Raw genomic sequence first — 546 nt, forward strand, 5'->3', positions numbered from 1 at the left:
GTGCCGGCGGCGGACGCGACGCCATGAATTCGCGGGGCCCGTCCCGCACGCTGACCGAGGGCAACGCCACGTACCGGATCGCCGTGGGGCGCCGGAACCGCGTGATGCCCGGCTCCATCGTCGGCGCCATCGCCAACGAGGGCGGCCTGTCCGCCGCGCAGATCGGCGGCATCGACATCCGCTCGGACCACTCGCTGGTCGAGCTGCCCGCTGACCTGAGCAAGGACCAGCTGCGCGCGCTGTCCAAGACCCGCATCGGCGGCGAGCTGATCCACCTGGAGCTGGATGGCGGCCGCAAGCCGCGCCGGGACCGCGACGACGTCGCCGGCGGACACCGCGGCGGCTTCCGCAGCGACCGGGGCGACCGTCCGTTCAAGAAGAAGTTCGAAAGCGACCGCCCCTACAAGAAGAAGTTTGAGGGCGACCGTCCGTACAAGACCGACGGCGAACGCAGCTTCAGCGGGGACCGCTCCGACCGTGGATTCGGCGGGGAGCGCAGCGACCGCGGCTTTGGTGCCGCGCGCAAGCCGCGCCACACCCGCGGCT

The 546-nt window shown here is 72.0% G+C and carries 1 protein-coding gene; it reads left to right on the forward strand.

The window, feature by feature from the left end; translation table 11 throughout:
• A partial coding sequence (locus tag AC5RUJ_RS18095) for a DbpA RNA binding domain-containing protein (RefSeq protein WP_494156499.1) occupies positions 1 to 546 on the forward strand: 546 nt, incomplete at both ends.

It is taken from the genome of Arthrobacter sp. Y3223164, assembly GCF_059091005.1.